The sequence below is a fragment of the Bacillus sp. FSL R5-0422 genome (genome assembly GCF_038610765.1).
Classification (GTDB): Bacteria; Bacillota; Bacilli; order Bacillales; family Bacillaceae; genus Bacillus; species Bacillus pumilus_O.
The window spans coordinates 1,841,378-1,864,324 of the sequence record NZ_CP152014.1 but is presented as its reverse complement, the minus strand read 5'-3'; the positions used below and the strand labels follow the sequence as shown (position 1 = coordinate 1,864,324).

Below are 22,947 nucleotides of genomic sequence, written 5' to 3'. Positions count from 1 at the left end.
AAGACAGCGAATTCATTGACTTTATAGAGAAATTTAAATAACATACTCTTAGTCGGAACTAATAAAGAGAGGTTTTCAAACATGAAAGAACAGAATCAAAAACCGAAAAATTTTACTGGTATTGTGATCATTTTAACAATTGCCATAAACGGATTAATCGCTTTATTATTTTTAATGCCAAAATCAGATAAATTTAGTCATCTGGATATTACATTTTTGCCGTTACTAAATGCCGTGATGAACAGCTTTACGTTTATCTTTTTACTTTCAGCACTCATCATGATTAAACAAAAAAACATTAAAGCGCATAGACGATTTATCTTTGCTGCATTTTCAACAACACTGGTCTTTTTAATTTCGTATGTGACCTATCATTCAATGGCAGCTGATACCCATTTCGGAGGAGAAGGGATCATCCGTCCAATTTACTTCTTTATTTTAATCACACATATCGTCTTATCAGCAGTCATTGTACCGCTTGCCCTGATTACGCTATTTAGAGGCGCACAGATGCAAGTCGAGCGCCACCGTAAAATTGCTCGCTGGACAATGCCGCTATGGCTTTATGTCAGCCTTACTGGCGTCATTGTATATATGATGATTTCTCCATACTACAGCTAACGTATGTCCAACTGGACATACGTTCTTTTATTTACAAGATGCAGTGCTTTGGATAAAATGGGAATTGGGTATCCGACTTGCACGGTATCTTCCCATCTATAGACTCACATCATTTCTGGCCGTTTGCTCGTTTGGAGAACAACAATTGAACGAAACGGGGGTTATATGATGACTGAACAACTGCAGTATAAACCGGGGCTTGAAGACATTGTGGCAAGCGAAACGTCTATCTCATACTTAGATGTGCAGCAAGAAGAGATTGTAATTCGCGGGTATGACCTCATCGAGTTGGCACAAAAAAAGACCTATTTAGAAACAGCCTATCTGCTTATTTATGGAAGATTACCAGATGCCATGGAATATCATCAATTTCAGCAAGACATTTCCTCACAAACCAACTTACATCCAACCATTCAAACCATTTTAACAAAACTGCCAAAAACCACCCATCCGATGGATGCCATGAGAACGTGCATCTCTGCTCTTAGTGGATACGATGATGCATTACAAGATCGATCAGAAGCGTGCCAGCAAAGACGTGCTGTTCGATTACTCGGCCAGCTGCCGGCGATTGTCGCTGGAAGCTATCATATTCTCACAAAAGACGCCGCTATTTCTCCAGATCAGACCAAATCCTACACTGAAACCTTTTTAACCATGCTAACCGGACGCACGCCAACCCAAGACGAAATCACCGCTTTTGACCAAACACTCACATTATATAGTGAACATGAGCTACCTAATTCAACATTTGCTGCTAGAGTCATTGCTTCCACACATTCTGACATGTATGGTGCTTTTACTGGAGCAATTTCTTCATTAAAAGGTGACTTGCACGGGGGAGCGAATGAAGCCGTCATGCATATGCTTCTCGAAGGAAAAACAACAGAAGGCTTCCTTGCGCTCATTGAGCGAAAATTAGCCGCAAAGGAAAAGATGATGGGCTTTGGCCATAGGGTATACATGAGAAAAATGGACCCAAGAGCCGCTCTTTTAAAACGATCATTGAAAACGCTTACCGAATCAAAGGGCGATACAACGCTGTATGACATGTGTATAGCAGGAGAGGCATACATGAAAGAGAAGAAAAATCTCTATCCAAACCTTGATTATTATGCCGCACCTATTTATTACGTGCTTGGGATTCCAATTTCACTTTATACACCGATTTTCTTTGCTGCAAGGGCAAGTGGATTAGCTGCTCATGTCATTGAACAGCATTTGCATAATCGCATTTTCAGACCGAGAGTCCGGTATTTAGGACCAAGAGGATTAAAAGTTTCAGATGATGATAGAAAAACGGGGGAATGAACATGAATAAAACAGCAGTCGCCAATCAAACGGATCAGCTATTAGAAGAAATCGCAGCCTATGCAGTAGACGGGGAAATTACAAGTAAAGAAGCCATTGAAACGGCACGCTATGTGCTGATAGACACACTTGGTTGCGGAATGCTGGCGCTCAATTTTCCTGAATGTACGAAGCATCTTGGACCGATCGTACCTGGAACCGTTGTACCTAACGGAGCAAGAGTTCCAGGCACTTCCTTTGTGCTAGATCCTGTTCAAGCCGCTTTTGATATAGGCTGTATGATTCGCTGGTTAGATTATAATGACACGTGGCTTGCAGCGGAGTGGGGACATCCGTCAGATAATTTAGGCGGAATATTAGCTGTAAGCGATTATATTAGTAGAACACGGCTTGCAAACGGAGAAGAGCCGCTTTCGATGAATGACGTGCTACATGCGATCGTCAAAGCACATGAAATACAAGGCGTACTGGCATTAGAAAATTGTTTGAATCGCAATGGCTTGGATCATGTGCTATTTGTTAAAGTAGCAACAAGTGCTGTTGTATGTGCATTGCTTGGCGGAACAAAGGAGGACGTGCAGCACGTTTTATCACAAGCGTTTGTTGACAATTCTCCGCTTAGAACATATCGTCATGCCCCGAACACAGGATCAAGGAAATCATGGGCAGCAGGTGATGCAACAAGCCGCGGAGTGAGACTTGCAATGATGACACTTAAAGGGGAAATGGGCTATCAAACGCCGCTTAGTGCAGAGAAGTGGGGCTTTGAAGATGTTCTGATGAAAGGGAAATCTCTCACACTTGCTCAGCCGCTAGGATCATACGTCATCGAAAATGTGCTTTTCAAAATTGCTTATCCTGCTGAGTTTCACGCCCAAACGGCTGCAGAAGCTGCTATGATCCTGCATGACGCTGTAAAAGATCGATTGGATGAAATTGACCGGGTAGAGATTACAACACATGAATCGGCGATTCGAATTATCGATAAGAAGGGACCGCTGTATAATCCAGCAGACCGTGATCATTGCTTGCAATATATTACTGCGATTGGATTGATCTATGGGGAGCTCACGGCTGACCATTATGAAGAAGAAACGGCGCAAAATCCGGCTATTGATCGTCTCCGGGATCAAATGGTCGTCAAAGAAGATACACAATATACAGCGGATTATTTAGACCCGAAAAAGAGATCCATTGCAAACAGTGTGCAGATTTTCTTTAAAGACGGAACGATGACAGACCGAATTGAAATTGAATATCCACTTGGTCATCGCAGAAGAAGGCAGGAAGGTATTCCTCTGCTCGAAAAGAAATGGCTCTATCATTTGAAGACGAGATTTCCGCAAAAACAAGTGGATCACATTGTGTCACTCTGTCAAAACCCAAATCAATTAAAAACAACGACTGTACCAGCATTTATGGATTTATTCGTCATATAAGGGGGAACTAGTGTGTGGATCGTGAATGATGAATCAAGTCAAGCAAATTTAGCCGCAGCCTTTCAAGAACAAATGCACAAATCAGCTTTATTTCAAATTCCAGGCGTTCACGATGGAATGTCTGCGCTTTATGCAAAAAAAATGGGCTTTCAAGGGCTCTATTTATCTGGCGCCGCTTTTTGTGCCAGCAAAGGGTTGCCTGATCTCGGCATGATCCATTCAACGGAAATGGCTGAAAAAGCTAAGGAAATCATTCGAGCTTCTCAGCTGCCGCTTTTGGTCGATATGGATACTGGCTATGGCGGTGTATTGAATGCTGCAAGGGCGGCAAAGGAAATGGTGGAAAGCAAGGTGGCAGCTGTTCAAATTGAAGATCAGCAAATGCCGAAAAAATGCGGGCATTTAAACGGAAAATCACTTGTTCCAGTAGAAGAAATGGTCGCAAAAATCAAAGCCATTAAACAAGCGGCACCAACGCTTTTGGTAATTGCGAGAACTGATGCAAAATCTGTAAGCGGAATGGAAGATGTCATTCGACGGGCCAATCTTTACGTAGAAGCGGGAGCTGACGCTATTTTTCCTGAGGCACTCATCACCGCAGAGGACTTCACGCATGCGTCAAACAATATTAAAGGTCCGCTTCTTGCAAACATGACGGAGTTTGGGAAAACGCCTTATTATCATGCAGACGAGTTTTCAATGTTTGGGTTTCAGATGGTCATATACCCTGTGTCATCACTCAGAGTCGCTGCAAAATCATATGAGCGTTTATTTACAGAAATCATGGAGAAGGGGACGCAGCAAGGAATGCTGAAGGACATGCAAACGAGACAAGAGCTGTATGAAACGATTCATTATGATGAATATGAGGAGATGGATCAGCATTTAGCGAAAACGATCCTGCCGGAAATCGGAAAAGAACATCGATAAAATGAAAAGCACTTCCATTAAGGAAGTGCTCAGTGTGTAGACAAACCCTCGCATTCGTTGTCAGTCCTGCGCGCTGGTGCTCACGAATGTTATATTCGCTCCGCGCCAGTGCTCGTCCTTCCTAGACTGCAAAGGTTTTCTATCACGCTGAAAAGAAGACAAAGGGCTAAAATAAAAATCATTTTAGCCCTTTGTCAACAATCTGAAGCACTTCCATTAAGGGAGTGCTTTTTTTACGATGATGGTGAGGATGACGAAGCCAATTTCATCTTTTCTTCAACTGTTTTCGTTTTTTCTTTTACTTTTTCAGCATAAGTGAAGTCACCGAAGCAATATGGGTAGCGGAAGTTATCTTTGTTGCCTCCGCACGTATAGACTTCTGGGTTTCGTTTCACTTGCTTTTTAGAGTATTGCTTTGCCAATTTCTCGGAATGTTTTCCCCCGTTTTTTGCAACAAAATCAATATAGCCAATTCCCATATTATAGCTTTGAATTATGGTTTCCAAATCAACGCCTTTTTTCTTCCCATGCTTGTACATAGTAGAAAAATGATGGACTCCTTGTTTAATGCTTTTCTGAGGGTCATTGATTTCATTTCGTTTCAAACCAAGAGATTCAGAGGACTGCATTGGATCTCCGCCTCTGCCTTTTGATTCTTGATACATCATACCGAGGATTAACGCGGTATATTGATCTAAATCTTGATCTCTTAACTCTGTTTCTACAAGCGGTTTGAAATCATCCAATCTCGACAAAACAATTGATTCCGTATCAATCGGCAACTTTTTTAACTCCTTTTGATTAAAGGACATGACAATGGCTGCTAATACGAAAACAAACAGAAAAATCGTGAAGCAGCCTGAAATGGCAAAACATCCTGTTTTTTTCTTTTTCAAGGTCAGTTCACCCCTGTTTTGCCCCGCTTTTAAAAGGGAAGTACAGCCTTTTTATTATGCCATATCCTGCACAAGATACCAAGTGAAAACCTGATAATCAATCATATCCAAATGTAAATTCGGGTCTTGTTTTCAGTCTGTAGCAGAAATAAACAAAACCGATAATCAGCCAAAGCATACCAATGATTAATGCATTTGTACTGATGCTCGTTAACAGCCATAGACAAAAGGCCGTCCCGCATAGAGGAATCACTGCGTATCTCAATGTATTGAGTACACCTCTTTGTTTTTGTTTAACGAAATAATACGCAAAAACCGATAAGTTCACAAATGTGAAGCCAATCAACGCTCCGAAGCTAATAAAGGAATAAATGACTTCAAGTTCGCCAACGACTGCGGTTAAGGAGAAAGCACCAATTAATAAAATATTAAAAACAGGCGTTTTTAATCTCGGATGAATATATCCGAAGAAACGCTTCGGTAATGATTCATCTCTCCCCATTGCATATAAAAGCCTTGCTGCACTTGCATGTGATGATAAGGAAGAAGAGATAACAGCAACCATTGTGCCAGCTAAAAAGAACGAGTGGAGAAAGGCGCCGCCCACAAATTCCGCAATTTCAAGTGAGGCAGCATCGGGATGCTTGAACTGCTGAAAATTTGGAAATACTTGCTGCAAAAAATAAGACGTCAAGGTAAACAGTACGCCTCCAATAGCAACAGTTAAGAAGATGGCAAGTGGGATCGTCTTTTTGGGCTTAATGGTTTCCTCAGACATGGTCGAAATCGCATCAAATCCTAGAAATGAAAAACATAAAATCGTTGCTCCTGAAAAAATAAGCGCTGGATCTAAGCTCGCCGAATAAAATGGCCGGGCGGATAGTAATTCTCCGCTACCTGCGTTTTGTGTGAGCCCATAAATAATAAATCCAACAAAAGTGACGGCGACAATGACCTGAAAAGTCACAAATAGAGCCGTAATGTTGGCTGTAAGCCGGATACCGATTACATTGACAGTCGTTATGGCGATAGCAAGTATGATGATCCAAATGTAATGAGGTACATCAGGAAAGGCTGCGGTTAAATAAGCACTCCCAATCGCAAAATTCACCATAGGCAAAAATAAATAATCCAGTAAAAGTGTCCAGCCTACAAGAAAGCCAACATGAGGATGAATACTTTTTTGCGCGTATGTATAAGCAGATCCTGCTTTTGGAAAAGCCTTCACCATATTCCCATAGCTAAGCGCTGTCAATAGTAATGCAAGTAACGTAAATATATAAGCTGCCGCGACGTGTCCTTTCGTCAGCTGAGCTACAATGCCGTATGAATCAAATACGACAAGTGGATCCATATAAGCAAGCCCGATCACCACAAGTGGAAAGACGGTCAGGCTGCGTTTTAGTCTTGGCTCCTCAGTCAATTTGCCTATCAGCTCCTCTAAAAAAATGAATAAATAATGCTCATTTTAAAAAGAATGCTACCAAGTGTCAATGCTATTTGAGTAAATCTTTTTTCTAAAGTGTGCTCTCTTTGCACGCCGGACGTTTTGGTATATGATGATACATAGAATAAGTCGTGATTTGACGGACAAGAAAGGTGAAGCAAAATGAAGGAAGAACTGAATACAAATCAAGAACAGGAACGGATGGAGCTGGATGAAGAAAGTTTATTTCTTGTCTCCCAAACCTTTAAAGCTTTATCTGATCCGACACGTATTCGAATTCTGCACCTGCTATCTCAAGGTGAACACTCGGTTAATGATATAGCAGAAACACTGAATCTCATGCAATCAACCGTTTCTCATCAGCTGCGCTTTTTAAAAAATCTTCGTCTCGTGAAATCTAGACGAGCAGGGACTTCCATTTTTTACAGCCCTGAAGATCAGCATGTGATGGAAGTGCTTGAACAGATGATTCACCATGCACAGCACGATTGATAAAAAACCTTCCTACGTTAATAGGAAGGTTTTTATGCATGATGCACATGTGTCGATCGTTTACTTGCTTTCATCATGTGAAAAGAAAAAACAACATAGTATGCCGCTAAAAGAAAAAAGCTGAGCATGGTCATCGCATCATCGCTTACGATGTGCTGATACAGTTCAACGACACTGATTTTGGTGATCGAATGGTTTGTCAGCTCAACCAGCTTAAAACTAAGCCTAGATAAAAACAAACATAAAATGAAGCTTTCAATCCATTTACTCGTTTTCATATACAACCGGCCATTTTCTTCTTTCATACGAATCGTCTGATAGGCATGAACAGCGAGGCTGCTTCCAAAAAGCACACCAATAGCAGCATAGATGATGATACTATGATTTTGCCATCCTTCTGATAGGAGAATAAGGGCTGAAAGACCAAAGAGATACATTCTCATCAAAAGCCTGATGGGGCGTACAAGCTGATAGCGTCTCATTCGATTCATTCGAATCATGATGCAGATCAATATAATACTCCCAATCATGAACAACTGCCACACGTTATGTGTCATGATGCAACCTCCTCCTGCACGTGCAGGGATGTAAACGAATGCTGGCTGTTACTTATCTTTACCATTCTTTCTTTTTTTATCAAAACAAAACCTACATTTATGAAAAAGAGGAAAAGTCATGAAAATTGACCGTATTTTATCTACTGTGATGTTGCTCATTAGCAAGAAGCAAGTACAGGCAAAAGATCTTGCTGAACTTCACGAAGTGAGCACGAGGACCATTTATCGTGATATTGATACCATCAATCAAGCGGGAATCCCTGTTGTGACAACCCAAGGAGCAGGTGGCGGCATTTCACTTGTTGAGGACTATCGTTTAGAGAAAAAATTATTTACCGATGATGACATTGAAGTCATTTTAACAGCCCTTGAAAGCATGATGAGTGCGTACTCCTTTAAAGAAAGTGAGCATGTTCTGAAAAAAATCAAATCGCTTATTCCCACGCAAACAGGTGAAAACGAAAAGCAGCATCATGTCTTCATTGATTTAAGCTCCTGGGGAAAAGACAGTCAGGCAGAGCAGAAGCTCCAGCTCATTCATACAGCTGCGTCAGCGCACCAATACATTCAGTTTACTTATCGCAATGCGAAAGGTGAAACTCTTCCACGCAACGTGGAACCTTATACACTCGTTTTAAAAGGGAGGCATTGGTATTTGTATGCGTTTTGTTGTGTAAAAAAAGCTTTTCGCCTGTTCAAGCTGACTAGAATGACGGGTCTTGTCGCCATTTCAGGGTATTTTCAACCGAAAAGAGTCAAAAACGAAGAGAAGCCTTGGAATGACTCTTGGCAAGAACAACCATCAGTCAGCCCTGTCACGCTCAGGTTAACAGAAGCATCAGTGGGGAAAGTAAAGGAATGGGTAGATGAGAATGAATTGAACGTCTGTTCAGACGGCACTTATCTTGCCACCATCACTGTACCTCTTCATGATTGGTTAAATAGTTTCCTATTCCACTTAGGTCCAGAAGTCGACATTCTTTCTCCGAAGCATGTCAAAGAAGCATTTGATCTCCAGTTGAAACAATTTCTCAAACGATTAGAAACTTGACACAGTGTTGTCAGGTTTCTTTTTATATGATAGAAAAAAAGGAGATGAGAATGTATGTACGATATCGTGACATTAGAGAAAAAATGGATAAAAGGGTTATCTGTTCGAACAACAAACGAAATGGAGCAAACAAAAGAGCGAAAGATTGCTCCACTCTGGCAGCAATTTTTTGCGCAGCAGCTTCACGGAGGGCAAGCGCCCGTCATAGGATTGTATTCAGATTATGAAAAAGATGAGCATGGCTCTTATTTATTTACGGCTGGACAATTCGTGGATCAGCAGTTAGAACAAGTTATAGAGATTCCTGCGTCCACCTACGCAAAATTCCGAACGAGAAAGGGACCGATTGAAGAGGTCGTATTGGAAACATGGCAGCAAATTTGGACGTGGGATGAGCGCCATTACCGCACATATACAGGCGATTTTGAATGGTATGACGAAAGATCTATAGACCCAAAAGAAGCGCAAATTGATATTTATATTGCGGTTGATGAAAAAATGTTTGCTAAAATTAATAGTATTAGTTAATATAAAACTAACAATATTAGTTTTAGGGGGACACTTGATGAGACTGACAACTTTTGACCGTCTGCACCAGCTCACATTAATGCCAAGATTATTCCCAGTAAACTGTTATGTTTTTGAGGAAGAGAATGGACTGATCTTAATTGATGCTGCGTTAAAAATGGCAGCAAACTCGATCATCGAATTTGCTCGACAAAAGAATAAGCCTATTAACAAAATTATTCTTACTCATAGTCATATGGATCATATCGGCGCATTAGATGAAGTGAAAAAGGTTTTTCCAGAGGCTGTCGTCTATTTATCAAAACGCGATGCCCGCCTATTTGAGGGTGACTTGTCCTTACTTCCTGGCGAACCCCAGCAAAAAATCAAAGGCAGTTTTTCGAAACATATTCGTACAAAACCGGATGTGCTTGTCGAAGAAGGGTATGAGATTGGACCGCTGAAAGTCATTTCGACACCAGGGCACACACCTGGCAGCATTTCTTTATACGATGAAAGGTCAAAAATTGTGATAGCCGGTGATGCCCTTGTAACAAAAGGCGGCTTATCGGTCACGGGTGAACTTCGCTGGACTTTCCCTTTCCCGACTTTTGCTACATGGGATGCAGAAACTGCACTCAAAAGCGCCGAAAAATTACTGGCACTTCGCCTATCCTGTCTTGCTGCAGGACATGGCGATCTCATCATAGAACCTCATGAAAAGCTTCAAGCTGCCGTTCATAAAAGGCAGCAGCAGCTGAAGAAAGGGGAGCAGTAAACCGTGTCTCCAAGAATGGGAATCACGCAAGAAAAAATCATTGATACTGCAGCCGCACTTGTTGATGAAGAGGGTTTTTCTGCTTTGACCATTGCTACATTGTCTAAAAGACTGAACATCAGACCACCTTCCCTTTATAATCATGTATCTGGTCTTCAGGAAATTCAGGCGGCACTCGCAGAAAAAGGACTGACCATGCTACGTGAAAAAGGCATACACGTCACAGAGGGGCTGGATAAAGAAGGAGCTGTGTTAGCCTTTGCCAAACAGTATGTTCAATTTGTCCGCGAACATCCAGGTCTTTATGAAGCAGCCTTTTCACATATGGAGGACAAAAAAGTAAGAAGTGAGGCAGAGCGCCTTGTTGAATTTGTCCAATCGATCATGACCCGTTTTGGTGTCAAAGAAGAAGAGATGACACATGTGGTCAGAGGATTAAGAAGCTTATTGCACGGCTTTGGTGATATTTCAAATAAAAAGGGATTTCAACGAAAAGAACAGCTTGAAGACAGTGTGAGCTATGCGGTCAAGCTTTATATCTCAGGTGTGTTGCAAAAAGAAGATCTGTCTTATTGACAGGTCTTTTTTTGGTAGTGAATCGATATGTTAAAGAGGCGGCCATCTTGAACCAATTTTTTGTCAAAAAAAGAATAAACATTTGACAGTTTTGTGAAACATGTTATGATTATTATGTGAAACAATTCACATAGAGGAGTAGAGGCAGATGAAAAGAAAGCCTGTTTATGTGGAAACAACCATTCATGCACCGATAGAGAAAGTATGGGAACATACGCAAAATCCAAAGCTTCATGAACAATGGGATTTGCGTTTTTCAACCATTTCATTAAATGAACCTCAAAATGAACAACCCCAATCCTTTTTGTATGAAAAGCATCTTGGGTTTGGTTTAAGTGTCACAGGAACAGGAGCTTATCGAACAAGAATGATGGATGAACGGAATGAGCGGGCATCCTCACTAAATTTCAAATCGTCACACCCATTGTCTTTTATCAAAGAAGGCAGCGGTTACTGGAAGTATATAAAAACAAGCGACCACATTGTGTTTCAAACGCAATTTGATTACAAAACGAAAGAAGGAAAAGGATGGACATGGGCAGACAAGATTCTTTTTCGCCCAATGATTGGATTTATGACAGCCTTTAGTTTTGGTGCATTAAAGACGTGGCTTGAAAAGGGAACGCATCCCCGGTTATTACTAGAGAGAACACTTGCTCATTACGGGATTTGTTTGCTGTTTGCCATCGTCTGGCTATGCCAAGCGATCATTCCTTTTTCACATTCGGCTTTTGATCATAGCATGAGTTTTCGATTGTTTTATGCGCTTTTAGGCGTAACATGGCTAATGCCCAAATTATCAAAGAAATATCTCTTCATTTTACAAAGTATGTTTCTTCTCATGATGCTTTGTATAGGAATCCTATCTCCGCAAACGACGCTTCATGAACCGCTTGTGATGAGTGCATTTTTGATTTTGTCGATTGCAGGTATGTTCAATTTAAAAGATTGTGTAGATGTATTTTCCATCAAACGAAAAAGGGGAGGTAGACATGGTCGTTCATCGTCATCAAGTAAAGGATTACGATAAACTGCATCCAAAACTAAAAGAGAGATACAACCGCGCATTTACTGCTGAAGGTACTATGGAAGAAATAGGCGGCGGGTCAAGTCTCATTCGATTGATCTTCAGAATGGGTCCACTATTTCGTTGTTTTTTCCCAGAGAGAGGGGAAAACATTCCTTTCCAAATTGTCAACGAGCCCTTTGTGACAAATAAGGGGGAGGAAGGGATGCACTGGTATCGAACGTTTTATTTCCCAAAGAAGGAGCGGCACTTTGATGCAGATATGATCATTGATCATGAGAGTCATACCGTACTAGACTATTTTGGAAAGCCTAGACTTCTTGTGTCAGAGCTTCATTTTACAGTAACATATCATGGCTTCTTGCACATCCAATCCGGCCGGCAGAAGTTTTTGATGTTCGGAAAAGAATGGCCGCTGCCTTCATGGCTTTATGGTGTGTCAGATGTAACAGAAGGCTACGATGAGTATGCAGGTGAATATACCATTGATGTCCACGTGAAAAATCGCCTGTTTGGTACTCTTTTTACATATAAAGGTCGTTTTACAGAAAGGATGTCTCATGATGAATAAGTGGCATTTGGCATCCAGTCTGACCTTCATGTCTTATTTTATCGCCACTCGTTTCATGACAGGTCTGATAGCAGAATTTTTTGTTCTCTTGGCCATTCTATTTTTTCTTCCCACCGCCTTACACTTTTTTGAGAAAGAAGGGAAGAAACACAAGGAAGAGAGGCTGATCGGGTTTTTAATGAAAGCCTTTCCACTAGCGGCTTTTTGTGCAACTGCTGCTTTTATCTATCATTCTGCTTGGTTCGCATCGGGATGGCTTTTATATACAATCTTATTGGCGTTATTTGGCTTTTCTCGTTTGCTGAAAAGAGGAATCTTCCCGCTCCATGAGCTGATGATTGATGGCGCATGGATGTATCTTGCTTTAGGCGGGCTGTGGTTTTGGCTTTATACAGCAGATATACAGGTGATGACATTTTCGCCGATTATTGTTCTTTTGACCGTTATTCATTTTCATTATTCTGCTTTTTTTATCCCTCTTTTTTATGGATTTTTAGGACGGCAGCAAGCAAAAGAAAGAGCTTTATACAAAGCGGCGGGATGGGTGATTTTGCTGTCGCCTGTAATGATTGCTGTGGGGATTAGCTTTTCCCGTCTATTTGATACGTTCAGCGTCATTCTTTATGTGGTGGCCCTCTACATATATGGCATCCTTTGTATGAAAACAAGATTTCAGTCAACTTTGGCAAAAGGTCTTGTTGTGTTTTCTAGTTTAGTTTTAATGGGGACGATCGTGTTATCACTTCTATATTCCGCTGGGATGCTGATGCGTGTGACCTACATTAGCATTGATCAGATGATTTGGTTTCATGGCAGTATCAATGCTTTTTTTGTGATATTGCCAGGTTTGATTGGCTGTCTGATTGAAGGGCCGAAGGATCAATTAAAGCAGAAGAACTTTCCGATTTCGAAAGTGCATGGCCGGTTTCAAATGATTTCTTTTCAAGAGGAAAGTGTGCATAACCCTGAGAAGCTGGGTTTAGTCGATTCGCTTGATGAATTAAATGGAACGACATTTTCAGCTGATAGGGTGTCACCTGTCATTCGCAGATTTTATGAAGACCCTATGGCTTTTACATTAAAAGCGGCCGTCAGCTTTCATTGGTGGATAAGGCCGTTCGTCTTTTTACTTCAACCACTATTTAAGCAAATAGGGCAGCTTTTTTTGGGGTTATCTCGTCATCCATATGAAATGAAGGGACGTCTGATTAGATTTCAACATCCGAAGGAAGAAAGGAAAAATGTTCGGGCTTGGATACGGCACAATGTAAAAGGAGAGCAAGTCTTTTTTGCACTATATGCTCTTCATCACGATGCAGCTACGGGTTATATGAATATTGCGCTGCCGCTTCCTTATTCTCAGCTGACAGCTATTTTAAGGCCTTTTAATGAGAAAGAAGATTTTATATTAAAAAGTACATGTCCAAAAGGCAGTACCGGTGACGAAGGATTGTATTTGCATACGCCTTTTATCACCATGCAACTGCCAATGGAAGAAAGCTTTCATATGAAACCGGAGACGGATCAAAGTCTCACAGCGGTACATCAAATGAAGCTTTTCGGTATTCCTTTTTTAACGATTCATTATCAAATTGACAGTGAAAGTCATCATGTTAGTCAATGATGTCACATGGTTCACCGTGCCGAATAATGTTCACAATCGCTTGCCCATCACTCGGATGATGATCTGCATACTGGACTGGCAGAAGTGCAAAAAATACATAGTAGACTGAGAAGTAAGCAAATTGATAGAAAAATTGGTGCTCTGGCAGGAAATCATTGGCGATCATTGTGTTCAGTATGAGAACACTGAGCAAGTTGCATAATGATCCGCCTAGGTAGACAAGAATGTGAGACAATCGGTTGTTTTTTCTCATTTCTTCATAGTGGCAAAATGCATCTAAAAAATAGATTCGTCTAATTTCAACGACGCCGACTTTCAACACTTTTTTACCTCTGCCAAGAGCAAAAGAAACCTTTGCTCCAAACATCCACGCAACCAAAATATGGCCAAGTTGATGCAGGATGGCAACAATAGGAAGAATAACAAAAAACGACCAGCAAAACGTCCACATATCTGATAATGTAAACAAGTGTGAACCCTCCCAAAAGTATTCGAGAGGAAGCAGTAGGATTATTTGCCATTCTACCGAAATCATTTTTATGATGCAAATATTTAATACACGACCATAAAATTATTATGTAAACTAAAAAAGTGATTTAACGCTTTGTAGGCTTTTTGAACCTCCTCTATGACAAAATGAATGTGCTACAATGGATAATCAATAGATTACGTTACCTTTTATGAAGGGGAGAGAGGCAGATGGCAGATATTGAACAGTTTTTGGCGTTAGATATTCGCGTTGGGACGATCATAGAAGCAGAATTTTTTGCAGAGGCAAGAGTGCCTGCGTTGAAGCTAAAGATTGATTTTGGTGATGAAATTGGTGTAAAGCAATCTAGTGCTCAGCTCACAAAGCGTTATACAGCAGAGAATCTTACTGGCAAACAAATCGTAGCGGTCGTGAATTTTCCGCCAAGAAGAATTGCTGGGTTCAAATCAGAAGTGCTTGTCTTAGGTGGCTTGCCGTCAAAAGAAGACGTGGTTTTACTAGCGACAGATGAACCAGTTGAGAATGGAACAAAAATAGGGTAAGAAAAAAGACATCTCCCTAAGAAGATGTCTCAGCGTGTAGACAAACCCTCGCATTCGGTGTCAGTCCTGCGTGCTGGTGCTCACGAATGTCAAATTCGCTCGGCGCCAGTACTCGTCCTTCCTATACTGCAAAGGTTTTCTATCACGCTGAAAAGGAGACAAAGGGCTAAAATCAAGATCATTTTAGCCCTTTGTCAACAATCTGAAATAGGGTAAGAAAAAAGACATCTTCCTAAGAAGATGTCTTTTGCGTATTGAGGCGGAATAACCACACGCCACATTCGTGTGTGTCTCAAAGAGACATGTTACCCGACTTACACAATTCAGCTCATCGCTTGATTAATATAGCATGGGCTGAGCTTGAATGCAACCATTAAATCAATTCTTTCAGATTTTCATATTAGTTCACAAAAATAAATGACAGCATAGCAATTATTTGGATTTATTTTTCAAAAAATATTGAAAAGTCAGATCAGATTTTATAAAATGAATTCATCTTAGTTTGTTTGGTCAATAAACTAAGATGAGTTTCAAGTATTGATCCCTCTATTGAAGGAGATGATTCTGTCATTCGACTGTTTTGCTGCGCATTTGGGCTAAGCTGAAAAATTGAGATGTTCAGCTACATTTTTACCACAAATTGAAAGCGCTTTATATTTCCTGTATTGATTGCTGCTGCCCTCCATCATCTGTTCGTTAGAAGAGGCTAAGTGAAGAAGGGAGAAAGCTCATGGTTAGTGAGAATTTAAAGAAGATTCGTATGTCTGAAAAAGTGGGATATGCTTCAGGGGATTTCGCATGTAATTTGATTTACGCAACTGTCTCTACGTATCTATTATTTTTCTATACAGATGTGTACGGTTTATCAGCAGCAGCAGCAGGGACGATGTTTTTGGTTGTTCGCGCTATAGATGCACTTGCAGATCCATTTATTGGTGCATTGGTGGACCGGACGAACAGCCGTTTTGGAAGATTTAGACCTTATTTGTTATTCGGCGCCTTTCCTTTTGTCGTACTTGCTATTCTTTGCTTTACAACACCTGATTTTTCCGAAATGGGTAAACTCATTTATGCCTACATCACGTATGTTGGTTTATCGCTTACATACACATTCATCAACGTTCCTTATGGTGCTTTAACATCCGCAATGACAAGAAATAACCAAGAGGTTGTCAGTATTACGTCCGTTCGTATGGTGTTTGCCAATTTAGGCGGTCTGGTTGTGGCTTTTTTTGTCCCTTTTCTTGCGACCTTTTTAAGTGATACGACAGGAAATACAGCACTCGGCTGGCAGATGACGATGGCTTTTCTCGGCGTTCTTGGCGGCGCATTACTCATTTTCTGTTTTAAAAGCACGAATGAACGTGTCACGCTTCAAAAGCCAGAGGAAAAGATTAAATTCAGTGATATCTTTGTTCAGTTACGAGTGAATCGCCCGCTAGTTGTATTAAGTATTTTCTTTATTATTATTTTTGGTGTGAACTCGATCAGCAACTCTGTTGGGATCTATTATGTGACGTATAACCTTGGCAGAGAAGATTTAGTGAAATGGTACGGACTCATTGGCAGTCTACCAGCTTTAATGGTGCTGCCGTTTATTCCAAAGCTGCACAAGTTTTTAGGTAAGAAGAAACTGCTGAATTATTCTTTATCGCTGAATATTGTGGGTCTTCTTGCTTTACTTGTGATACCACCGAGTCAAATCACATTAATCCTGATTTTCAGGCTCGTTGCTGCTGCGGGGAGTATTACAGCCGGTGCTTACATGTGGGCACTCATTCCTGAGACCGTTGAATATGGCGAATATAAAACTGGAAAAAGGATGGGCGGACTGATCTACGCAGTCATTGGGTTTTTCTTTAAATTTGGAATGGCATTAGGCGGAATTGTTCCGGGGCTTGTACTCGATCGATTTGGCTATGTTGCAAACCAAATACAGACGCCAGAAGCATTGCTTGGCATTTTACTCACTGTAACAGTGATTCCTGTATGCTTGTTGATTTTAGCGATGATTGATATTAATTTTTATAACCTAGATGAAGAAAAGCACCAAGAAGTCGTGAGGGAGCTTGAGAATAGGGATCAAGTATATATTGATCATATGGATGATTTTAAAATGTAGGTCGTGAAAGAGGAGGAAGTTGAATGAAAATTACCAATCCAGTGCTAAGAGGATTTAACCCGGATCCAAGTATTTGCCGTGTAGGAGAAGATTATTACATGGCGGTCTCTACATTTGAATGGTTTCCAGGGGTGCAAATTTATCATTCGAAGGATCTCGTCCATTGGCGGCTTGCTGCGCGTCCTTTGCAAAAAACGTCTCAGCTGGACATGAAAGGGAATCCTGATTCTGGCGGAGTATGGGCACCGTGCCTGAGCTATGCAGATGGTCAGTTTTGGCTGATTTATTCAGATATTAAAGTAGTGGATGGTCCATTTAAAGATGGTCATAATTATTTGGTGACAGCAAATGAAGTTGACGGTGATTGGAGTGAGCCGGTGAAGCTTAATAGCTCTGGCTTTGATCCCTCTTTATTTCATGACCAAAGCGGCAAGAAATACGTCTTAAATATGCTGTGGGACCATAGGGAAAAACACCATTCCTTTGCGGGTATTGCCCTGCAGGAATATAGCGTGACAGAAAAGAAACTCATTGGTGAGCGTAAGGTTATTTTTAAAGGCACACCGATTAAATTGACAGAAGCACCGCATCTTTATCACATTGGCGATTACTATTATTTATTAACAGCAGAAGGAGGCACCCGCTACGAGCATGTGGCAACAATTGCCCGTTCCCCGCAGATTGAAGGGCCTTATGAGGTTCATCCTGATAACCCAATTTTAAGTGCTTTTCACACACCTGAACATCCGCTTCAAAAATGCGGGCATGCTTCCATTGTTCAAACGCACACAAATGAATGGTATCTCGCCCATTTGACTGGTCGCCCTATTCAATCAAGCAAGGAATCTATTTTTCAACAGAGAGGGTGGTGTCCTTTAGGAAGAGAAACAGCGATTCAAAAGCTTGAATGGAAGGATGGCTGGCCGTATGTTGTGGGCGGAAAAGAAGGAGCACTGGAGGTTGAAGCACCAGCGATCAACGAAAAGGTTTTTGCTCCAACCTACCATACAGTCGATGAATTTAAAGAATCAACGTTAAATAGACACTTCCAAACATTAAGAATTCCTTTTACTGAACAGATCGGTTCATTAACGGAAAAACCTCAACATTTAAGGTTATACGGTCAGGAATCTCTCACATCTAAGTTTACCCAAGCCTTTGTTGCAAGGCGCTGGCAAAGCTTTTATTTTGAAGCTGAGACAGCAGTATCGTTCTTTCCAGAGAATTTTCAGCAAGCTGCTGGTCTTGTGAATTATTATAATACGGAAAATTGGACGGCGCTTCAGGTGACATATGACGAGGAATTTGGCCGCATTCTTGAATTATCTGCCTGCCAAAACCTTTCCTTTTCTCAGCCATTGACACAAAAAATCGTCATTCCAGAGGGAGTCACCTATGTGTATTTAAAAGTGATCGTTCAGAAAGAAACATATACCTATTCTTATTCTTTTGATCAAAAAGACTGGAAGGACATTGATGTGATATTTGAATCTAGCCATCTATCTGATGACTTTATTCGAGGAGGAGGATTTTTTACAGGGGCATTTGTCGGCATGCAGTGCCAAGATACAAGTGGCGAGCGTCTGCCTGCTGATTTTAACTATTTCCGTTATGAGGAAACAGAATAAATAAAAAAAGACAACACGGTAAGAGCTGTCTTTTTTATCTAAGAATCTGTCATGGTGAGAGGGTGGCATCTTGCAGAAAGGCTTCAATGACGAGAGATGTCATCCCTAATACCGGTGCGTTATGTCCTAATGATGAAGGAAGCAGCTCAACATGTGAGCTGAATTTAGTATCTATCCTTGAGGATACTTCCTCTTGAATCACACGTAAAACTGTTGGCTGCGATTCAATCACTTTGTTTCGTAAAATAATTGCTTGGGGGTTAAAGGTATGCAGGACGTTTGTGAGACCGACCCCAAGGTAAAAACCAAAGTTGCGCAAGGCATTGAGCGTTTTCATATCATTTAACGTTGCCAGCTGTTCCACATCTTGGTGGGAGATGGGCTTTTCATTTGTTTGAAGAGACTGAAACAAAGCTTTCTCAGATGCATACAGCTCCCAGCAACCACGATTTCCGCAGCTGCATGTTGGTCCATTAAAGTCGATGGTCATATGTCCCATTTCACCAGAAAAGCCGTATGCACCTCTGTATAAATGATGATTAATAATAATCCCGATCCCAATACCAGTGCCGATGCTTGCATAAATCAAATGATCATAATGTTTAGCGGCCCCAAAGATTTTTTCACCATATGCACCGGCATTTGCTTCATTTTCAATGAAGACTGGTACTTGGAATGCGTCTTGGAGCGCCTTTTTCAGGTCAACATTTTTCCATTTAGAATGCGGCGTAAACACGATTTGCTGATCGGCATCCACTAGTCCCGGTATACATAGGCCAATACCTATGAGTCCGTATGGGGAAGAGGGGATTTGTGCCATCAACTGCTGTATTAATTCAGTTAATATGCGTATGGTCACATCAGGAGCGCTTGATGGGAGGTTGATCTGCTCTTCGTGAAGGATGGACCCTTCAAGGTCGGTTAAAATGCCGTTGACATAATCAACGCCGACATCAATCCCGATGGAGCAGCCAGCACGTTTATTAAACATGAGTAAAACCGGTCTTCTCCCGCCGCTAGACTCACCTTGACCGATCTCATAGACGAGTTGCTCTTTCATTAATGTACTTACTTGAGAGGAAACAGTCGATTTATTTAACCCAGTGCGTTCAGATAATTTGGCTCTAGAAATTGGCGCATGCTGGAGAATTTCTTTTAATAATAGCTTTTGATTTATTTTTTTCACAAAGTTCTGATCAGCGATATCCATGTTATCCACTCCATTTGTTTCGTCTTTAGATTAAGTGAAGAAAAAACTGATTTTCTTCGTCTGTTATCTGTAAGAAGGATGATTTTAACTTTATTATAACGAAAATATTTCTAAAAAACTAAAAAATATGGAAAATTCAAAGTGAATGGATCATCAATTGAATATTAGTTTGTTGAATCAACTTACAAAGTGTAATCATAGGAGGAATAAAAGATGGCTAACTCAAATATGAAAACGTTACACAGTTTAGAAGGAATCGGAAAAATACAATTTGAAGGAAAACAATCAAAAAATCCACTCGCTTTTAAATCCTATAATCCAAGTGAAGTAATTGACGGAAAAACAATGAAAGATCACCTGCGCTTCTCAGTCGCTTATTGGCATACATTGACTGCTGATGGAACAGACATGTTTGGAACTGGCACGATGCAGAGAGCATGGGATTCCTACAGCGGGATGGATTTAGCAAAAGCTAGGTTGGAAGTTGCCTTTCAACTGTTTGATCTATTAGATGTCCCGTATTTTTCCTTCCATGACCGTGACATTGCACCGGAGGGAGATACGCTTCAAGAGACGAATCAACAATTAGACATCATTTTAGAAAGAATGAAAGAATACATGCGAGATAGCGGAGTCAAGCTACTGTGGAACACGGCCAACATGTTCAAGCATCCTAGATTTGTTCACGGCGCAGCGACATCTTGTCATGCAGATGTCTTTGCCTATGCAGCCGCACAGGTGAAAAAAGGCATCGAAACAGCTAAAGACCTTGGCGCAGAAAATTACGTTTTCTGGGGAGGACGAGAAGGATACGATACTCTGCTGAATACGGATATGAAAAGAGAGCTAGACCACATGGCGTCATTCTTGCATATGGCTGTTGATTATGCAAAGGAAATTGGATACACTGGCCAATTTTTAATTGAGCCTAAGCCGAAGGAGCCGACTACTCATCAATACGATGCAGATGCAGCGACATCTATCGCCTTTTTAAAGCAATACGGATTAGATACACATTTTAAATTGAACATTGAGGCGAATCATGCGACGCTTGCTGGCCATACGTTTGAGCATGAATTACGTGTCGCGAGAATACATGGATTGCTCGGTTCTGTGGATGCGAACCAAGGGAATACGCTGCTTGGCTGGGACACTGATGAATTTCCAACCGATTTATATGCCACAACGCTTGCCATGTATGAAATTCTGCAAAATGGTGGACTAGGTACTGGTGGTCTCAACTTTGATGCAAAAGTTAGAAGAGCTTCTTTTGAGCTTGAAGATATTTTGTATGCCCATATTGCGGGGATGGATGCATTCGCAAAAGGATTGAGGGTCGCTCATAGACTCATAGAAGATCGTGTGTTTGAAGATGTCATTAAGCACCGGTATCGCAGTTTTTCTGAAGGGATTGGCCGTGACATTTCAGAAGGAAAGGCAAACTTTCATACATTAGAAGAGTATGCATTGAAACATCCTTTAATCAGAAACGAATCGGGAAGAGAGGAACAGTTGAAAGCCCGGTTAAATCAATACTTGTTAGAAGATTGATAGAAGAAGCGGACCTGTTTTGAAGGAGTGAAGACATGAAGTATGTGATGGGAATTGACCTTGGAACGAGCGGAGTCAAAGCCATATTAGTCGATGAGGACGGAAAGGTATGCGGCGAGGCCACTAAGCCTTACCGCCTCATTCAAGATAAACCTGGATATTGTGAGCAGAACCCAGAGGAATGGGTTGAGCAAACAGTGGCTGCGATGAAAGAACTGATGGCAAGGCAGCCTGTCCTTTCAAAAAAAGTAGAGGGCATCAGCTTTTCTGGACAGATGCATGGGCTGGTTCTTTTAAATGAATCCCGCGAGGTGCTCCGCCCTGCGATTTTATGGAATGATACACGAACAACAGCGCAATGTACACACATCACAAACAAGCTGGGGGAACGGCTCCACCAAATAACGAAAAATCAAGCGCTAGAAGGATTCACACTGCCAAAATTATTATGGGTAAAGGAACATGAACCAGAAATTGATCAACAAATCAACATGTTTTTACTTCCGAAAGATTATGTCAGATTTCGTTTAACAGGTTCTGTCCATATCGATTATTCTGATGCGGCTGGCACCTTGCTGTTAAATATTGGGGAGCGAGCATGGAGTGAAGAGATTTGTCAGGTATTTGATATTCCTTTTCATATTTGCCCGCCGCTTGTCTCGTCAGAGGATGAGGTTGGAACTCTATTGCCGCAAATTGCACGTGAAGCCGGGATTGAAGAGGGGGCCAAAGTCTTTGCTGGCGGGGCAGACAATGCTTGCGGAGCAATTGGAGCTGGCATTTTATCTTCTGGCCGCACGTTATGCAGCATTGGCACATCTGGCGTCATTCTTTCTTACGAAGAGGATCATGAAAGAGCGCTGCAAGGAAACTTGCATTTGTTTCATCATGCAAAAAAAGATGCTTTATATACAATGGGTGTGACGCTTTCAGCAGGATATAGCCTGAACTGGGTAAAGCATTTACTATCCCCAGAGGAATCGTTCCAATCACTACTAGAAGGTGCGGTTGATGTTGCGCCTGGAGCGAATGGATTGCTCTTCACACCCTATTTAGTAGGAGAAAGAACACCTCATGCGGATTCTATCATTCGTGGAAGCCTGATTGGATTAGACAGCAGGCATGAAAGGGCACATGTCGTCAGGGCTGTGCTAGAAGGGATTACCTTCTCGTTAAATGAATCGATCGCCTTATTTCGGCAAGCAGGGAAACACATAGATTCTATTGTCTCCATTGGAGGCGGCGCGAGAAGCCGGACATGGCTTCAAATGCAAGCAGACATTTTTCAGGCTGAGGTCATCCAGTTAGACAATGAACAAGGGCCTGCTTTAGGTGCAGCGATGCTTGCAGCCGTTGGCTGCGGCTGGTATCCGTCGCTTGAGGCATGTGCAGATCAGTTTGTTCATCAAGCTGCTGTCTATGAGCCAGAGCAGAAACATGCAAATATATATGCTGATCTTTTTCATCTGTATCAACAGATTTATACACAAACAAGAGATATCCATGCCGGATTAGCGCAATATCGATCCATCTAGCAGAAAAGGGTGATATGAAAGGAGGTGATGGGTTCGCTTCAT

22 protein-coding genes are annotated in these 22,947 nt (G+C 41.4%); 17 read left to right on the top strand and 5 right to left on the bottom strand.

Annotated features, from left to right (window positions below):
* Window positions 1-81: 81 nt before the first annotated feature.
* The 4 genes from MKX52_RS09320 to prpB all read left to right on the top strand — a co-directional run bounded on the left by MKX52_RS09320 (window position 82) and on the right by prpB (window position 4,301).
* Window positions 82-621, top strand: a complete 540-nt coding sequence (locus MKX52_RS09320; RefSeq protein ID WP_012010243.1) for a DUF420 domain-containing protein — start codon at window positions 82-84, stop codon at window positions 619-621.
* A gap of 168 nt (window positions 622-789) precedes the next feature.
* The gene (mmgD, locus tag MKX52_RS09315; protein ID WP_088003502.1) at window positions 790-1,932 is read left to right on the top strand and encodes a citrate synthase; all 1,143 of its coding nucleotides are present in this window, start codon (window positions 790-792) and stop codon (window positions 1,930-1,932) included.
* A gap of 2 nt (window positions 1,933-1,934) precedes the next feature.
* The gene (locus MKX52_RS09310) at window positions 1,935-3,371 is read left to right on the top strand and encodes a bifunctional 2-methylcitrate dehydratase/aconitate hydratase (RefSeq protein WP_088003504.1); all 1,437 of its coding nucleotides are present in this window, start codon (window positions 1,935-1,937) and stop codon (window positions 3,369-3,371) included.
* Window positions 3,372-3,383: 12 nt separating this feature from the next.
* Window positions 3,384-4,301, top strand: a complete 918-nt coding sequence (gene prpB / locus MKX52_RS09305) for a methylisocitrate lyase (RefSeq protein WP_012010240.1) — start codon at window positions 3,384-3,386, stop codon at window positions 4,299-4,301.
* A gap of 233 nt (window positions 4,302-4,534) precedes the next feature.
* Here the strand turns inward: prpB and MKX52_RS09300 are convergent, their stop codons facing one another.
* Together MKX52_RS09300 and MKX52_RS09295 are read right to left on the bottom strand one after the other, a co-directional pair.
* Entirely contained in the window at window positions 4,535-5,197 is a 663-nt protein-coding gene (locus MKX52_RS09300; RefSeq protein ID WP_012010239.1) for a lysozyme family protein, read from the bottom strand.
* Between the two features lie 97 nt (window positions 5,198-5,294).
* Window positions 5,295-6,620 carry an APC family permease gene (locus MKX52_RS09295; protein ID WP_012010238.1) on the bottom strand — a complete coding sequence of 442 codons (1,326 nt, stop codon included), beginning with the start codon at window positions 6,618-6,620 and terminating at the stop codon, window positions 5,295-5,297.
* A gap of 186 nt (window positions 6,621-6,806) precedes the next feature.
* On the opposite strand from MKX52_RS09295, the gene czrA reads away from it, so the two are divergent.
* Window positions 6,807-7,136, top strand: a complete 330-nt coding sequence (czrA, locus tag MKX52_RS09290) for a Zn(II)-responsive metalloregulatory transcriptional repressor CzrA (RefSeq protein WP_007500691.1) — start codon at window positions 6,807-6,809, stop codon at window positions 7,134-7,136.
* A gap of 32 nt (window positions 7,137-7,168) precedes the next feature.
* Here the strand turns inward: czrA and MKX52_RS09285 are convergent, their stop codons facing one another.
* On the bottom strand, window positions 7,169-7,693 hold the full coding sequence (locus MKX52_RS09285) for a mother cell-specific membrane sporulation protein (protein WP_342490592.1): 525 nt from the start codon (window positions 7,691-7,693) through the stop codon (window positions 7,169-7,171).
* A gap of 118 nt (window positions 7,694-7,811) precedes the next feature.
* Here MKX52_RS09285 and MKX52_RS09280 point away from each other — a divergent pair, with 118 nt between their 5' ends.
* The 7 genes from MKX52_RS09280 to MKX52_RS09250 all read left to right on the top strand — a co-directional run bounded on the left by MKX52_RS09280 (window position 7,812) and on the right by MKX52_RS09250 (window position 13,827).
* The gene (locus MKX52_RS09280; RefSeq protein ID WP_012010236.1) at window positions 7,812-8,744 is read left to right on the top strand and encodes a YafY family protein; all 933 of its coding nucleotides are present in this window, start codon (window positions 7,812-7,814) and stop codon (window positions 8,742-8,744) included.
* Between the two features lie 54 nt (window positions 8,745-8,798).
* The gene (locus tag MKX52_RS09275) at window positions 8,799-9,272 is read left to right on the top strand and encodes a GyrI-like domain-containing protein (RefSeq protein ID WP_342490591.1); all 474 of its coding nucleotides are present in this window, start codon (window positions 8,799-8,801) and stop codon (window positions 9,270-9,272) included.
* Between the two features lie 37 nt (window positions 9,273-9,309).
* The gene (locus MKX52_RS09270; protein ID WP_342490590.1) at window positions 9,310-10,029 is read left to right on the top strand and encodes an MBL fold metallo-hydrolase; all 720 of its coding nucleotides are present in this window, start codon (window positions 9,310-9,312) and stop codon (window positions 10,027-10,029) included.
* A gap of 3 nt (window positions 10,030-10,032) precedes the next feature.
* On the top strand, window positions 10,033-10,605 hold the full coding sequence (locus MKX52_RS09265; protein ID WP_216888047.1) for a TetR/AcrR family transcriptional regulator: 573 nt from the start codon (window positions 10,033-10,035) through the stop codon (window positions 10,603-10,605).
* Window positions 10,606-10,753: 148 nt separating this feature from the next.
* Window positions 10,754-11,635, top strand: a complete 882-nt coding sequence (locus tag MKX52_RS09260) for a hypothetical protein (RefSeq protein WP_342490589.1) — start codon at window positions 10,754-10,756, stop codon at window positions 11,633-11,635.
* Window positions 11,598-12,203, top strand: a complete 606-nt coding sequence (locus MKX52_RS09255; protein ID WP_151020795.1) for a DUF4166 domain-containing protein — start codon at window positions 11,598-11,600, stop codon at window positions 12,201-12,203. Before MKX52_RS09260 ends, MKX52_RS09255 begins: the two co-directional genes overlap by 38 nt.
* Entirely contained in the window at window positions 12,196-13,827 is a 1,632-nt protein-coding gene (locus tag MKX52_RS09250) for a YndJ family protein (protein ID WP_342490588.1), read from the top strand. Before MKX52_RS09255 ends, MKX52_RS09250 begins: the two co-directional genes overlap by 8 nt.
* Here MKX52_RS09250 and MKX52_RS09245 read toward each other — a convergent pair.
* A complete protein-coding gene (locus MKX52_RS09245; protein WP_012010229.1) occupies window positions 13,817-14,296 on the bottom strand; it encodes a site-2 protease family protein in 480 nt (159 codons plus the stop codon). The two genes, MKX52_RS09250 and MKX52_RS09245, sit on opposite strands and share 11 nt — an antisense overlap.
* 230 nt (window positions 14,297-14,526) lie before the next feature.
* On the opposite strand from MKX52_RS09245, the gene csaA reads away from it, so the two are divergent.
* The 3 genes from csaA (at window position 14,527) to MKX52_RS09230 (ending at window position 18,609) form a co-directional block, all read left to right on the top strand.
* Window positions 14,527-14,859: a chaperone CsaA gene (gene csaA, locus MKX52_RS09240; RefSeq protein WP_251184591.1), complete on the top strand. Its 333-nt coding sequence runs from the start codon at window positions 14,527-14,529 to the stop codon at window positions 14,857-14,859.
* Between the two features lie 730 nt (window positions 14,860-15,589).
* Window positions 15,590-16,981, top strand: coding sequence for an MFS transporter (locus MKX52_RS09235; protein WP_012010228.1), 1,392 nt, complete (start codon window positions 15,590-15,592; stop codon window positions 16,979-16,981).
* 23 nt (window positions 16,982-17,004) lie between these two features.
* Window positions 17,005-18,609: a glycoside hydrolase family 43 protein gene (locus MKX52_RS09230; protein WP_342490587.1), complete on the top strand. Its 1,605-nt coding sequence runs from the start codon at window positions 17,005-17,007 to the stop codon at window positions 18,607-18,609.
* A 49-nt stretch (window positions 18,610-18,658) separates the two neighbouring features.
* Here MKX52_RS09230 and MKX52_RS09225 read toward each other — a convergent pair whose 3' ends face one another.
* Window positions 18,659-19,819, bottom strand: a complete 1,161-nt coding sequence (locus tag MKX52_RS09225) for an ROK family transcriptional regulator (protein WP_342490586.1) — start codon at window positions 19,817-19,819, stop codon at window positions 18,659-18,661.
* Between the two features lie 213 nt (window positions 19,820-20,032).
* Between MKX52_RS09225 and xylA the strand changes: the two genes are divergently transcribed.
* Window positions 20,033-21,370: a xylose isomerase gene (gene xylA, locus MKX52_RS09220; RefSeq protein ID WP_342490585.1), complete on the top strand. Its 1,338-nt coding sequence runs from the start codon at window positions 20,033-20,035 to the stop codon at window positions 21,368-21,370.
* A gap of 35 nt (window positions 21,371-21,405) precedes the next feature.
* Window positions 21,406-22,905: a xylulokinase gene (gene xylB / locus MKX52_RS09215; protein ID WP_342490584.1), complete on the top strand. Its 1,500-nt coding sequence runs from the start codon at window positions 21,406-21,408 to the stop codon at window positions 22,903-22,905.
* The last annotated feature ends 42 nt before the right edge of the window (window positions 22,906-22,947 follow it).

What these genes read in the sequence shown, in the direction of transcription:
- MKX52_RS09275 (WP_342490591.1), top strand. Translation starts at nt 8,799, where the DNA reads ATGTACGATATCGTGACATTAGAGAAAAAATGGATAAAAGGGTTATCT.
- MKX52_RS09250 (WP_342490588.1), top strand. Translation starts at nt 12,196, where the DNA reads ATGAATAAGTGGCATTTGGCATCCAGTCTGACCTTCATGTCTTATTTT.
- MKX52_RS09320 (WP_012010243.1), top strand. Translation starts at nt 82, where the DNA reads ATGAAAGAACAGAATCAAAAACCGAAAAATTTTACTGGTATTGTGATC.
- MKX52_RS09225 (WP_342490586.1), bottom strand. Translation starts at nt 19,819, where the DNA reads ATGGATATCGCTGATCAGAACTTTGTGAAAAAAATAAATCAAAAGCTA.
- mmgD (WP_088003502.1), top strand. Translation starts at nt 790, where the DNA reads ATGACTGAACAACTGCAGTATAAACCGGGGCTTGAAGACATTGTGGCA.
- csaA (WP_251184591.1), top strand. Translation starts at nt 14,527, where the DNA reads ATGGCAGATATTGAACAGTTTTTGGCGTTAGATATTCGCGTTGGGACG.
- MKX52_RS09260 (WP_342490589.1), top strand. Translation starts at nt 10,754, where the DNA reads ATGAAAAGAAAGCCTGTTTATGTGGAAACAACCATTCATGCACCGATA.
- MKX52_RS09270 (WP_342490590.1), top strand. Translation starts at nt 9,310, where the DNA reads ATGAGACTGACAACTTTTGACCGTCTGCACCAGCTCACATTAATGCCA.
- xylB (WP_342490584.1), top strand. Translation starts at nt 21,406, where the DNA reads ATGAAGTATGTGATGGGAATTGACCTTGGAACGAGCGGAGTCAAAGCC.
- MKX52_RS09310 (WP_088003504.1), top strand. Translation starts at nt 1,935, where the DNA reads ATGAATAAAACAGCAGTCGCCAATCAAACGGATCAGCTATTAGAAGAA.
- czrA (WP_007500691.1), top strand. Translation starts at nt 6,807, where the DNA reads ATGAAGGAAGAACTGAATACAAATCAAGAACAGGAACGGATGGAGCTG.
- MKX52_RS09255 (WP_151020795.1), top strand. Translation starts at nt 11,598, where the DNA reads ATGGTCGTTCATCGTCATCAAGTAAAGGATTACGATAAACTGCATCCA.
- MKX52_RS09280 (WP_012010236.1), top strand. Translation starts at nt 7,812, where the DNA reads ATGAAAATTGACCGTATTTTATCTACTGTGATGTTGCTCATTAGCAAG.
- MKX52_RS09285 (WP_342490592.1), bottom strand. Translation starts at nt 7,693, where the DNA reads ATGACACATAACGTGTGGCAGTTGTTCATGATTGGGAGTATTATATTG.
- xylA (WP_342490585.1), top strand. Translation starts at nt 20,033, where the DNA reads ATGGCTAACTCAAATATGAAAACGTTACACAGTTTAGAAGGAATCGGA.
- MKX52_RS09235 (WP_012010228.1), top strand. Translation starts at nt 15,590, where the DNA reads ATGGTTAGTGAGAATTTAAAGAAGATTCGTATGTCTGAAAAAGTGGGA.
- MKX52_RS09230 (WP_342490587.1), top strand. Translation starts at nt 17,005, where the DNA reads ATGAAAATTACCAATCCAGTGCTAAGAGGATTTAACCCGGATCCAAGT.